This window comes from Streptomyces sp. NPDC039462 (genome assembly GCF_055639375.1).
Genome location: NZ_JBVKAO010000007.1, coordinates 336150 through 348023, shown reverse-complemented (window position 1 = coordinate 348023; position 11874 = coordinate 336150). Strand labels below are relative to the sequence as shown.

Below are 11874 nucleotides of genomic sequence, written 5' to 3'. Positions count from 1 at the left end.
GGAGGCGCTCGTGCCGCCTACGATGAGCCGCATGGGTGATGTTCTGGCCGGATTTCATGCCGCCTGGGAGTTCGAGTCCGACTCTGTGCTCATCCGCTTCGAACGGGGGATCCGCACACCGAAGCTCTTCCAGGCTCTCGGTGAACGGCGCATCCCCCATGAGGCGATCGCGGCGGTGACGCTCTCCCCCGGCAAACGCGGGACCGTGGTGCTGCACGCCGTGCCGAGACCGGGCGCCGATCCTCTGATGGAGGCCGCGGCGGGCCAGCTCAAGGAGGGCAGCGACCCGTACCGCCTGGTGCTTCCCGCGGAGCGGGAGACACTCGCCGAGTACTACGCGGACGAGCTGCGGGCCCGGCTCGCGCCGGACGTCGGCGAGAGCGCGGACCGCTTCCTGGTGGCCGCCCCCGAGGCGCCCCTGCAGTTCAAGGCGTACGACGGGAAGGCGTCCTTCGACGGCAAGCTGGTGTCCTTCCGCTGGTTCTGGACGGGCGCGTCGTCGGCGAAGTGGAAGGCCGGGGACCAGAGCTTCCCCGTCACGGACCTGTGCGGCATCGAATGGCGCTCTCCGGAGGTCTTCGAGGGCCATCTGCGGCTGCTCCGCCGCGACACCCCGGTCCAGCAGCCGGCGCAGGCCGACCAGGACCCGGCGGCCGTCGTCTTCGGCCTCGGTTACGGCCCGGTCCACGAGTCGCTGCCGTTCGCCGCTTCGGTCCTCGCCGCGGTCCGCGCGTCGAGCCCGGCCCTGCTGCCCGACGGCGTCGGCGCGGGCGCTCCCGCGGTGCCTGCCGTGCGCCGCGATCCGGCGGACATCGCGGACCGCATCCGGCACCTCGGCGAGCTGCACCAGGCCGGCCTGCTCACGGACGACGAGTTCACGATGAAGAAGGCCGAGCTGCTGGCGGAGCTCTGAGCGGGTGGCGGCTCCCGGCCGCCGCCGGCTACTCCCGGCCCGCCGAGGTGAAGGTCATGTCGGCGTAGCGGTTGCCGGCGACGTCGGCGGCGATCGGGTTCAGCAGGGCGAGGTCGTCGTCGGTGAGGGTGATGCGGGTGGCCGCGGTGTTCTCCTCGACGCGGGTGGGCCTGCGGGTGCCGGGGATCGGGACGACGGGCAGGCCGTGGACCGCGGCCTGCTGCTGGACCCAGGCCAGGGCGATCTGTCCGAGGCTCGCTCCGTGGGCGTCGGCGACGGAGCGGACCGGGGCCAGGAGCGCGGCGTTGGCGGTGGCGTTCTCGCCGGTGAAGCGGGGCTGCTGGCGGCGGAAGTCGTCCTCGCCGAGCTCCTTGTCCGCGTGGGTGAAGGAGCCGGTGAGGAAGCCGCGGCCGAGCGGGGAGTAGGGCACGAGCGCCACGCCGAGCTCGGCGGCCGTGGGGACCACGCTCCGCTCGATGTCGCGGCTGAAGAGCGACCACTCCGACTGGACCGCGGCGATGGGGTGGACGGCGTGCGCGGCGCGCAGCTCGGCGCCGGTGACCTCGCTCAGGCCGACGTGCTTGACCTTGCCCGCGGCGACGAGCTCGGACAGCACACCGACCGTCTCCTCGATCGGCACGTCCGGGTCGCGGCGGTGCATGTAGTAGAGGTCGACGACGTCCGTGCCGAGGCGGCGCAGGCTGGCGTCGATGCTGGAGCGGATGTACTCCGGAGAGTTGTCGATGCGCCGCTTCGTCGGCTCGGCCGGGTCGATGGCCAGGGCGAACTTGGTGGCGAGGACGATTTCGTCGCGGTGCGCCTCGACGAAGGGGGCCAGGAACTTCTCGTTCTCGCCCATGCCGTAGACGTCGGCGGTGTCGTAGAGGGTGACGCCCAGTTCCAGGGCGCGGTCCAGGGTGGCCCTGGCCTCGCCGGTGTCCGTGGGGCCGTAGGCGAAGCTCATGCCCATGCAGCCGAGGCCCTGGACGCCGACCTCCGGCCCTTCGCCGCCGAGTCGCACCTTCGTGATGTTCGTGTCCGTCATGGTGTTCAGGGCCTTTCCGACGCCCGCCGGGCGCCCGCGTATGTGTCGATCTTGTAGTCGAGGACGGCGAGGGTGTCCTGCAGCTCCGCGATGCGGGCGCGGACGTCGCGCCGGGTGCTCTCCAGGAGTTCCTGGCGCTCGGGGAAGGTGTGTTCGCCCTCGCGCACCAGTTCCGCGTAACGGACCATGTCCGCCACGGGCATCCCGGTCAGGCGCAGCTTGCCGACGAAGGCGAGCCAGTTCAGGTCCCGGCTGGTGTAGCGGCGCTGGCCCGTGTGGGAGCGGTCGATGTGCGGCATCAGGCCGATCCGCTCGTACCAGCGCAGGGTGTAGGCGGTGAGGCCGGTACGGTCGGCGACTTCGCTGATCGTGTAGCGGTCCTCACTGTTCGGGCGGGTTGCTGCGCTCCTGGTCTCCATCACCGTCATGCCCACACGCTAGAACCCTGGAGTGCACTCCAAGCAAGCGGGAATCGGCGGCGACCCGCGGATGCGGGGAAGACCCCTCGATGCGGCTGGGCCTGGCGGGCGCTTAGGCTCGGGGGCATGCAGAGCCTGGCGTTGATCGAGAACTGGCCGGTCCCCACCGCTGCCGCGGCCGTCGTCCGTGCGGACGGCACCGTCGTCGGGACCCACGGCCCCACGGACCGGCGGTTCGCCCTCGCCTCGGTCACCAAGCCCGTCGCGGCGTACGCGGCCCTCGTGGCGTACGAAGAGGGGGCGATCGAGCTCGACGAGCCCGCAGGGCCCGAGGGGTCGACGGTGCGGCATCTGCTGGCGCACACCAGTGGCCTCGCGTTCGACGAGCACCGGGTGACGTCGGCGCCGGGGACGCGGCGGCTGTACTCGAACGCGGGCTTCGAGGTGCTGGGCGATCACATCGCCAAGGCGACGGACATTCCCTTCGCGGAGTATCTGCGGCAGGCGGTGCTGGAGCCGCTCGGCATGACCGCGACCGCGCTGGAGGGGGAGGGCTCGCCCGCCAAGGACGGGGTGTCCACGGTCGACGACCTGGCCAGGTTCGCCGCGGAGGTGCAGGCGCCCCGGTTGCTCGACGCGCGGACCGTGGCGGCGGCGATGACGGTGACGTACCCGGGGCTGAAGGGCGTCCTGCCGGGGTACGGGCATCAGAATCCGAACGACTGGGGGCTCGGGTTCGAGATCCGGGACTCCAAGGCGCCGCACTGGACGGGGAGTTCCTCGTCGCCCCGGACGTTCGGGCACTTCGGCCAGGCAGGGACGTTCCTGTGGATCGACCCGGACGCGGGGGCGGCCTGCGTCGCCCTCACCGACCGGCCCTTCGGGCCGTGGGCCGTCGAGGTGTGGCCCCCGTTCACGGACGCGGTGCTCTCCGAGCTGCGCGGGTGATCGGCCACCCGCCGCATCCTCAGGGGCCCTGAGGGGTGCCCGTCATCTCCCAGATCAGCAGTTCCGCCGCATCCGAGGCCAGCCCTTCCAGGCCCGCCTCCCCGGTGATCCGCGCCGAGTCGCCCGGCCCCAACCGCTCCTCCCCCAGGGCCACTTCGCCGCGCACCACATGGACGTACACGAAGGGCGCGGCCGGGACCGCGAGCCGCTCGCCCGCCGCCGGGCGCCGCACATGCAGCAGCGCCCCCGCGCCGGGCACCGCGTACGGCGTCGAGTCGGCGACGCCGCGGACCACTTCGTAGGCCGGGTCGCCGCCCGGGGCGAGGGGGGCCAGCCACATCTGGACGAAGACGAGCGGGGCCGCGCCGTCATTGCGTTCCACATGGCGGACGCCGCCCGCCGCGGACAGGTGCTGCACGTCGCCGGGGCGGACCAGTGACGCGTGGCCCGTCGAGTCCCGGTGGGTGAGCTCGCCCTCGACGACCCAGGTCACGATCTCGGTGTGGCTGTGCGGGTGTTCGTCGAAGCCGGCGCCGGGGGCGAGGCGCTCTTCGTTGCAGGCCAGGACCGCGCCGAAGCGGAGGTTGTCGGGGTCGTAGTGAGGCCCGAAGGAGAAGGCGTGGCAGGACTCGATGCCGGCCGCGGTCTCCCCGCCGCGGTACCGGTCGCCGGAGCGCCGTACATCAATCACGCACCCCACCGTAGCCCCGGCACCGCACGTCCCCGCCCCGATAAGGCAGTCTTGTCCCGTGCCCGAACCCTCAGCGAACGAAGCCCATCAGGAGTCCCGCCGGGAATCCCGCCCGGAGTCCGGCCAGGACGCCCGCAGGTCCGCCCACGCCCACACCGCGACCCTGAAGCGGCTGGAGAAGTCGTCAGGGAGCCTCGCGGCGCAGGCCATCGCGCGGATGGACGAGACGCTGTCCTGGTACCGGGCGATGCCTCCGGAGAACCGCTCCTGGATCGGTCTGGTCGCGCAGGCCGGTATCGCCGCCTTCACCGAGTGGTTCCGGCACCCGGACGCCCCGCAGGCCATCTCCACCGATGTCTTCGGCACCGCTCCCCGCGAGCTGACCAGGGCGATCACCCTGCGCCAGACCGTGGAGATGGTGCGGACGACGATCGAGGTGATGGAGTCCGCGATCGACGAGGTCGCGGCCCCCGGCGACGAGTCCGTGCTCCGGGAGGCCCTTCTCGTCTACGCCCGCGAGATCGCCTTCGCCACCGCACAGGTGTACGCGCAGGCCGCCGAGGCACGCGGTGCCTGGGACGCCCGCCTGGAGTCCCTGGTCGTGAACGCGGTGCTGTCCGGGGAGGCCGACGAGGGGGCCGTCTCGCGCGCCGCCGCGCTCGGCTGGAACTCCCCCGAGCACGTCTGCGTGGTGCTCGGCACCGCCCCCGACGGCGACAGCGAGCTCACCGTCGAGGCCATCCGCCGCGCCGCCCGGCACGCGAAACTGCAGGTCCTGACCGGTGTCCTCGGCACCCGGCTGGTCGTCATCGCGGGCGGCAACGACAATCCGCTGCACGTGGCGAAGTCCTTGATCGGGCCGTACGCCGCCGGTCCCGTGGTGGCGGGACCGATCGTCCCCGACCTGCTCGCGGCGACCCGCTCCGCGCAGGCCGCGGCCGCCGGACTCAAGGCGTCCGCCGCCTGGCAGGACGCCCCCCGGCCGGTCCTCGCGGACGATCTGCTGCCGGAGCGCGCGATGGCGGGGGATCCGGCGGCCCGTGAGCAGCTGGTGGAGGAGATCTACAGACCGCTGGAGGAGGCGGGCTCCGCGCTCCTGGAGACGCTGAGCGTCTATCTGGAGCAGGCGAGCAGCCTCGAAGGGGCGGCCCGGATGCTCTTTGTGCATCCCAACACCGTGCGCTACCGGCTCCGACGTGTGACTGACGTCACCGGTTGGTCACCTTCCGATGTGCGTTCCGCGTTCACGCTGCGGATCGCGCTGATCCTGGGACGTCTGGCCGACGCGGATCTTCAATCCTAGGGTTTTGTCGAGCTCCTACAATTACCCCAGCGGTTCTTCGTCCCTGTCCCCACGGGCGGCCCCCACCGTCCACAAGAGAGAGTGTAAGAGTGCTCGTACTCGTCGCTCCCGGCCAAGGCGCTCAGACGCCCGGCTTCCTGACCCCCTGGCTCGACCTCCCCGGTGCCGCCGACCGCATCGCCGCCTGGTCCGACGCCATCGGGCTCGACCTCGCCCATTACGGCACCGAGGCCGACGCGGACGCGATCCGCGACACGGCAGTGGCCCAGCCGCTGCTCGTGGCCGCCGGACTGCTCTCCGCCGCGGCACTCGGTGACATCACGCCGGGCGCCGTCGCCGGACACAGCGTCGGTGAGATCACCGCCGCCGCGTACGCCGGTGTGCTCAGTGACGACGCCGCCCTGGGCTTCGTCCGCACCCGCGGCCTGGCGATGGCGGAGGCCGCCGCGGTCACGCAGACCGGCATGGCGGCGCTGCTCGGCGGCGACCCCGAGGTCACCGTCCCGCACCTGCAGAAGCTTGGCCTGACCCCGGCGAATGTGAACGGCGCAGGTCAGATCGTTGCAGCGGGTACGCTGGAGCAACTGGATGCCCTGCAGGCCGACAAGCCCGAAGGTGTCCGCAAGGTCGTCGCCCTCAAGGTCGCGGGCGCGTTCCACACGGAGCACATGGCGCCCGCCGTGGCGAAGCTGGAGCAGGCCGCGGCCGGTCTCACCGCCGCCGACCCGAAGATTCCGTACGTCTCGAACCGCGACGGCAGCACCGTCGACACCGGCGCCGAGGTGATCTCCCGCCTGGTCGGCCAGGTCGCCAACCCGGTCCGCTGGGACCTGTGCATGGAGACCTTCAAGGAGCTCGGTGTGACGGCGCTGATCGAGGTGTGCCCCGGCGGCACCCTGACCGGTCTGGCCAAGCGCGCCCTGAAGGGCGTGCAGACCCTCGCGGTGAAGACCCCTGACGACCTCGACGCGGCCCGCGCGCTCGTCGCCGAGCATTCCTGAGCCGACGACAGACAAGGAGCCGTAGCGCATGTCGAAGATCAAGCCCGGCAAGGGCCATCCGTACGCGCGGATCATGGGCGTCGGCGGCTACCGGCCCACCCGCGTCGTGCCGAACGAGGTCATCCTGGAGACGATCGACTCGTCCGACGAATGGATCCGCTCCCGCTCCGGCATCGCGACCCGCCACTGGGCCTCCGAGGAGGAGACCGTGGCCGCGATGTCGATCGAGGCGTCGGGCAAGGCGATCGCGGACGCGGGCATCACGCCCGCGCAGATCGGTGCCGTGATCGTCTCCACCGTCTCGCACTTCAAGCAGACCCCGGCCATCGCGACCGAGATCGCGGACAAGATCGGCGCGGGCAAGCCCGCCGCGTTCGACATCTCCGCGGGCTGCGCCGGCTTCGGCTACGGCCTGACGCTGGCCAAGGGCATGGTCGTCGACGGCTCCGCGGAGTACGTCCTGGTGATCGGCGTGGAGCGGCTGAGCGACCTCACCGACCTGCACGACCGTGCCACGGCCTTCCTCTTCGGTGACGGCGCGGGCGCCGTGATTGTGGGCCCCGCCAAGGAGCCGATGATCGGTCCGACGGTCTGGGGCTCGGAGGGCGACAAGGCCGAGACGATCAAGCAGACCGAGTCCTGGGAGGTGTACCGCAACGGCGGTGCGCCCGCCAAGTTCCCTGCGATCACGCAGGAGGGCCAGGCGGTCTTCCGCTGGGCCGTGTTCGAGATGGCGAAGGTCGCCCAGCAGGCGCTGGACGCGGCCGGAATCACCGCGGACGACCTGGACGTCTTCATTCCGCACCAGGCCAACGAGCGGATCATCGACTCGATGGTGAAGACTCTGAAACTGCCCGAACACGTCACGGTCGCCCGTGACGTGCGCACCACCGGCAACACCTCGGCCGCCTCGATCCCGCTCGCGATGGAGCGGCTCCTGGCGACCGGCGAGGCGAAGAGCGGCGACACCGCGCTCGTCATCGGCTTCGGGGCGGGTCTCGTGTACGCCGCCACGGTCGTTACCCTCCCCTAGGCATCTCGTCCGGATCTTCCGATCCGTACAGCTGTGCCCAGCCTGCCGCTGCCGCGGCGGGCGCCCCACCCTCTGGATCCACAAGAAGGAGCGCCAACATGGCCGCCACTGAGAAGGAGATCGTCGACGGTCTCGCCGAGATCGTGAACGAGATCGCCGGCATCCCGGTCGAGGACGTCCAGCTGGACAAGTCCTTCACCGACGACCTGGACGTCGACTCGCTGTCCATGGTCGAGGTCGTCGTCGCCGCCGAAGAGCGCTTCGACGTCAAGATCCCGGACGACGACGTCAAGAACCTCAAGACGGTCGGCGACGCGACCAAGTACATCCTCGAGCACCAGAGCTGACCCAGCTCGTGCTCAGTCGCCACCCGGCGGTGGCGCCGCTGATCCCCTCAACACCGTGGAGAATTTTCCTGTGAACTCGACCAATCGCACCGTGGTCGTCACCGGTATCGGCGCAACCACACCGCTGGGTGGCGACGCAGCCTCGACGTGGGAGGGCCTGCTCGCGGGCCGTTCCGGCGTCAGCACGCTGGAGCAGGACTGGGCAGCCGAGCTGCCGGTCCGCATCGCCGGTCAGATCGCCGTGGAGCCGGGCGAGGTCATCCCCCGCCCGCAGGCCCGCAAGCTGGACCGGTCGGCGCAGTTCGCGCTGATCGCGGCCAAGGAGGCCTGGGCGGACGCCGGCTACACCGCCAAGGCGGGCGAGGACGCTTCCGTGGACCCGCACCGTCTCGGCGCGGTCATCGCGTCCGGCATCGGCGGCGTGACCACGCTCCTCGACCAGTACGACGTGCTCAAGGAGAAGGGCGTACGCCGCGTCTCCCCGCACACCGTGCCGATGCTGATGCCCAACTCCCCGGCGGCCAACGTCGGCATCGAGCTGGGTGCCCAGTCGGGCGTCCACACCCCGGTGTCGGCCTGTGCCTCGGGCGCGGAGGCCATCGGCTACGCGATCGAGATGATCCGTACCGGCCGCGCCGACGTCGTCGTCGCGGGCGGCACGGAGGCGGCGATCCACCCGCTGCCCATCGTCGCGTTCGGCAACATGATGGCGATGTCCAAGAACAACGACGACCCGCAGGGCGCCTCGCGGCCCTACGACGCGGACCGCAACGGCTTCGTGCTCGGCGAGGGCGCCGGTGTGATCGTCCTGGAGTCCGAGGAGCACGCCAAGGCCCGCGGCGCGAAGATCTACGCGGAGGCCGTCGGCCAGGGCATCTCGGCCGACGCCCACCACATCACGCAGCCCGAGCCGTCCGGCAACGGCATCGCCGCGGCGCTGCAGAACCTGGTCGACACGACGGACCTGAAGCCCGCCGAGATCGTGCACGTGAACGCGCACGCGACCTCGACGCCGCAGGGTGACGTCGCGGAGATCAAGGCGCTGCGCAAGGCGTTCGGCGACGACGTGGACCACATGGCGATCTCCAGCACCAAGTCGATGACCGGTCACCTGCTCGGTGGCGCGGGCGGCGTGGAGACCGTGGCCACGGTCCTCGCGCTCAAGCACCGCGTCGCCCCGCCGACGATCAACATCGACAACCTCGACCCCGAGGTCGACGCGGACATCGTCCGCGGCGAGGCCCGTCCGCTGCCCGAGGGCACGATCGCGGCGCTGAACGATTCGTTCGGCTTCGGCGGCCACAACGTGGTCCTGGCGTTCCGCAGCGTCTGAGCCTGCCGCACGTACGAAGGGGCCCCACCGGTTCGGTGGGGCCCCTTCGCGTAGGTCAGACCACTTGGTGCAGCCAGCGCACGGGTGCCCCCTCGCCCGCGTACCGGAAGGGCTCCAGTTCGTCGTCCCAGGGCTTGCCGAGGAGCTTGGCCAGCTCCGCCTCCAGGTTGCTCTCGCCGCGCTGCGAGCGGGCGAGCGCGGCGCGGAGCCGGTCCTCGGGGACCAGGATGTCGCCGTGGATGCCGGTCACGGCGTGGTAGATGCCGAGCTCGGGCGTGGCGCTGTAGCGCTCGCCCTCGGCGCTGGTGCAGGGCTCCGCCGTGACTTCGAAGCGCAGCAGATCCCAGCCGCGCAGGGCGGAGGCGAGCTTGGACGCGGTGCCCACCGAGCCCTGCCAGGAGAATTCGGATCTCCAGGTGCCCGGCGCCGCGGGCTGCCTGATCCAGTCGAGGCTCACACGCGCACCGAGCACGCCCGCGACAGCCCACTCGACGTGTGGGCACAGCGCGCGCGGAGCGGAGTGCACGTACAGAACTCCACGTGTCGTCACCGGGACCTCCAGTGTGGGTCGAGGTTCGCCTTCCCCAGCGGCCTCGCGCCCGTGCCGAGCAGTTTTCCCCAAATACTAGATAAACCTGGGAAAAGGGGACAGATGTGACGTGATGTAATTTAGCGGAACCACCGCAGCGGGGCGCCACCGGGTGGACCACCCGCCTGTCGCCGCCGTGACAGCGGTGGTCCGGCGGCTACGGGCCGAGGCTACCGTGCGGCGGCGCAAGGAGTGTGACGTACCGTCGGTCCGAAGGCCAGGAAACTCCGACCTTTCACCCGGCGGGGCGCAACCCCGGCCACCCGCACGACGTCACGTTGAACGACAGAGGGGAGCAGGGGATGCGGAACCGCAGGCACCGCTCGCGTGCCGCCGTCGCCCTCGCGACCGCGGCCCTTCTCTGCGGCGGTGCGCTCACCGCGTGCGACGCCCAGGGCGGCAACTCCGGGGCGCCCGGCGGCTCGTCCGCCCACCGGCCGTCCCCGAAGCCCACGCCCGCCTGGGACACCTCACCGCGCTCGCTGGCCGCCGTCGGCGACTCCATCACCCGCGGCTTCGACGCCTGCTCGGTGCTCTCCGACTGCCCCGAGGCGTCCTGGGCGACCGGCACCGACAGCGAGATCAACAGCCTGGCGACGCGGCTGCTCGGGAAGGGGCGCGCCGCCACGCACAGTTGGAACCACGCGAAGACCGGCGCCCGCATGGCGGATCTGACCGGGCAGGTCGAGGCGGCCGCCACCGAGCGCCCCGAGCTGGTCACGGTGATGACGGGCGCCAACGACGCCTGCCGCTCGTCCGTCGCCGCGATGACGCCGGTCGCGCAGTTCCGCGCCGACTTCCAGGAGGCGATGCGCACCCTGCGCCGCGAGCTGCCGAAGGCGCAGGTGTACGTGGCGTCCGTGCCGGACCTGAAGCGGCTCTGGTCCCAGGGGCGGACCAATCCGCTGGGCAAGCAGGTGTGGAAGCTGGGCATCTGCGCCTCCATGCTGGCCGACCCGGACGACCTGGACGCGCGGGCGACGCAGCGGCGCGACGCGGTGCGGGACCGCGTGGTCGCGTACAACGAAGTCCTCAAAGAGGTGTGTGAGAAGGACCGGCGCTGCCGGCACGACGGCGGGGCGGTCTTCGACTACCGCTTCGACGGCGACCAGTTGAGCCACTGGGACTGGTTCCACCCCAGCAAGAACGGCCAGGCGCGGCTCGCCGAGATCGCCTACCGGCAGGTGACGTCCAAGAAGCCCGTGGCATAGCCGGAGGAGGGCGCTCCGGGCGGGGGCCCGGCTAGGGTCTCGATCATGCGCAGTGAACTCTTCGGGACGCTTCCCGACGGCAGCCCTGTCCATCGCTGGACGCTGGAGAGGGCCGGGGCGCGGGTGCGCGTCCTGACATACGGCGGGATCGTGCAGTCGGTGGACGTCCCCGACCGGTCGGGGCGTACGGCGCCGGTGGCGCTGGGCTTCGAGGGGCTCGACGGTTATCTGGCGCATCCGGGGCCGTACTTCGGGGCGCTGGTGGGGCGGTACGCGAACCGGATCGCGGGAGGCTCCTTCGCCATCGACGGGCGGACGTACGACCTCGCGCGGAACAACGGGCCCAACGCGCTGCACGGGGGCGAGCGCGGCTTCGACAAGCACGTGTGGGACGCGGAGCCGGCGGGCGGGCACGGGGTGCGGCTCTCGCGGGTCTCCCCCGACGGCGAGGAGGGCTATCCCGGGCGGCTCGCGGTCTCGGCGACGTACGCGCTGGACGAGACGGGGGCGCTGCGGATCGCCTACGAGGCGACGACCGACGCGCCGACCGTCGTGAACCTCACCAACCACACGTACTGGAACCTCGCCGGGGCGGGGACGGGCAGCGCGCTCGGTCACGAGGTGCGGATCGCGGCCTCCCGCATCACGCCGACGGACGGCGCCGGGATTCCGACGGGCGCGTACGAGGACGTCGCGGGGACGCGGTTCGACTTCCGTGCGGCGCGCGGGGCCGGGCCCGGCTACGACCACAACTACGTGCTGGACAAGGGGGTCACGGCGGAGCCGGTCGAGGTGGCCGGGCTGTGCGACCCCGGCTCCGGCCGGGTCCTGACCGTCGCGACGACGGAGCCGGGCCTGCAGCTCTACACGGCGGACCACTTCGCCCCGGAGCTGCCCTTCGCGCCCTGCGACGGGATCGCGCTGGAGACCCAGCGGTTTCCCGACTCGCCGCACCGGCCGCACTTTCCTTCCACGGTGCTGCGTCCCGGCGAGGTGTACGCGTCGGAGACGGTGTACGGCTTCTCGGTGGGGTGAGGTCGC

At 71.6% G+C, this 11874-nt stretch carries 13 protein-coding genes; 9 read left to right on the top strand and 4 right to left on the bottom strand.

The window, feature by feature from the left end; all coding sequences use genetic code 11:
- Window positions 1-31: 31 nt before the first annotated feature.
- Entirely contained in the window at window positions 32-913 is an 882-nt protein-coding gene (locus tag ACZ7LU_RS32435) for a DUF4429 domain-containing protein (RefSeq protein WP_398297340.1), read from the top strand.
- Window positions 914-941: 28 nt separating this feature from the next.
- On the opposite strand, the gene ACZ7LU_RS32430 is transcribed toward ACZ7LU_RS32435, so the two are convergent.
- Both ACZ7LU_RS32430 and ACZ7LU_RS32425 read right to left on the bottom strand, forming a co-directional pair.
- Window positions 942-1958 (bottom strand): aldo/keto reductase, encoded by a 1017-nt coding sequence (locus tag ACZ7LU_RS32430; protein WP_471918753.1) that lies wholly within the window; start codon window positions 1956-1958, stop codon window positions 942-944.
- Window positions 1959-1963: 5 nt separating this feature from the next.
- Entirely contained in the window at window positions 1964-2386 is a 423-nt protein-coding gene (locus ACZ7LU_RS32425; protein ID WP_468083257.1) for a MerR family transcriptional regulator, read from the bottom strand.
- A gap of 117 nt (window positions 2387-2503) precedes the next feature.
- On the opposite strand from ACZ7LU_RS32425, the gene ACZ7LU_RS32420 reads away from it, so the two are divergent.
- Window positions 2504-3325 (top strand): serine hydrolase domain-containing protein, encoded by an 822-nt coding sequence (locus ACZ7LU_RS32420; protein WP_468303851.1) that lies wholly within the window; start codon window positions 2504-2506, stop codon window positions 3323-3325.
- A 19-nt stretch (window positions 3326-3344) separates the two neighbouring features.
- Here the strand turns inward: ACZ7LU_RS32420 and ACZ7LU_RS32415 are convergent, their stop codons facing one another.
- Window positions 3345-4016, bottom strand: coding sequence for a pirin family protein (locus ACZ7LU_RS32415; RefSeq protein WP_471918752.1), 672 nt, complete (start codon window positions 4014-4016; stop codon window positions 3345-3347).
- A gap of 163 nt (window positions 4017-4179) precedes the next feature.
- On the opposite strand from ACZ7LU_RS32415, the gene fasR reads away from it, so the two are divergent.
- The 5 genes from fasR (at window position 4180) to fabF (ending at window position 9033) form a co-directional block, all read left to right on the top strand.
- Window positions 4180-5319 carry a fatty acid biosynthesis transcriptional regulator FasR gene (gene fasR / locus ACZ7LU_RS32410; RefSeq protein WP_398298476.1) on the top strand — a complete coding sequence of 380 codons (1140 nt, stop codon included), beginning with the start codon at window positions 4180-4182 and terminating at the stop codon, window positions 5317-5319.
- 89 nt (window positions 5320-5408) lie between these two features.
- Window positions 5409-6320, top strand: coding sequence for an ACP S-malonyltransferase (locus tag ACZ7LU_RS32405; protein ID WP_398297350.1), 912 nt, complete (start codon window positions 5409-5411; stop codon window positions 6318-6320).
- A 28-nt stretch (window positions 6321-6348) separates the two neighbouring features.
- Window positions 6349-7353: a ketoacyl-ACP synthase III gene (locus tag ACZ7LU_RS32400; protein ID WP_398297352.1), complete on the top strand. Its 1005-nt coding sequence runs from the start codon at window positions 6349-6351 to the stop codon at window positions 7351-7353.
- 98 nt (window positions 7354-7451) lie between these two features.
- Window positions 7452-7700 carry an acyl carrier protein gene (locus ACZ7LU_RS32395; protein WP_398297354.1) on the top strand — a complete coding sequence of 83 codons (249 nt, stop codon included), beginning with the start codon at window positions 7452-7454 and terminating at the stop codon, window positions 7698-7700.
- Between the two features lie 70 nt (window positions 7701-7770).
- The gene (fabF, locus tag ACZ7LU_RS32390; protein ID WP_398297356.1) at window positions 7771-9033 is read left to right on the top strand and encodes a beta-ketoacyl-ACP synthase II; all 1263 of its coding nucleotides are present in this window, start codon (window positions 7771-7773) and stop codon (window positions 9031-9033) included.
- 55 nt (window positions 9034-9088) lie between these two features.
- Here the strand turns inward: fabF and ACZ7LU_RS32385 are convergent, their stop codons facing one another.
- Window positions 9089-9583, bottom strand: a complete 495-nt coding sequence (locus ACZ7LU_RS32385) for a DUF3145 domain-containing protein (RefSeq protein ID WP_398297358.1) — start codon at window positions 9581-9583, stop codon at window positions 9089-9091.
- Between the two features lie 341 nt (window positions 9584-9924).
- Between ACZ7LU_RS32385 and ACZ7LU_RS32380 the strand changes: the two genes are divergently transcribed.
- Both ACZ7LU_RS32380 and ACZ7LU_RS32375 read left to right on the top strand, forming a co-directional pair.
- A complete protein-coding gene (locus ACZ7LU_RS32380) occupies window positions 9925-10833 on the top strand; it encodes an SGNH/GDSL hydrolase family protein (RefSeq protein WP_471918751.1) in 909 nt (302 codons plus the stop codon).
- 45 nt (window positions 10834-10878) lie between these two features.
- On the top strand, window positions 10879-11868 hold the full coding sequence (locus tag ACZ7LU_RS32375) for an aldose epimerase family protein (protein WP_471918750.1): 990 nt from the start codon (window positions 10879-10881) through the stop codon (window positions 11866-11868).
- Window positions 11869-11874 lie beyond the last annotated feature (6 nt).